Genomic DNA, 248 nt, shown 5'->3' on the forward strand with positions numbered 1-248 from the left:
TTGGTTACAAGAACTATATGTACTTTCAGACTGTATTTTCGTCTGTTATGACGATTATATCTATAATCCATAAATCACCTCTGACAGTTATTGACATTCACTAATTATTAGTATACACTATCATTAGTGAAGCATCAATAAGAGGAGTACATTTTATGGAACAGATAACTATAACTGCAAAAGTTCAGATAGCTGCAACTGATACAGATAAAGTTTTGCTTAATAAAACAATGTCTGTTTATTGTGAT

Annotated in this window: 1 pseudogene; it reads right to left on the reverse strand. The window is 29.8% G+C overall.

Going from position 1 to position 248, the window contains the following annotated elements:
- Positions 1-71 (reverse strand): annotated as a pseudogene (locus LJE12_RS21240) (IS200/IS605 family transposase); the annotation flags it as partial.
- Between the last annotated feature and the right edge of the window lie 177 nt (positions 72-248).

This window comes from Blautia sp. DFI.6.71 (assembly GCF_020593585.1).
In the GTDB taxonomy this organism is placed as follows: Bacteria; Bacillota; Clostridia; order Lachnospirales; family Lachnospiraceae; genus Blautia_A; species Blautia_A wexlerae.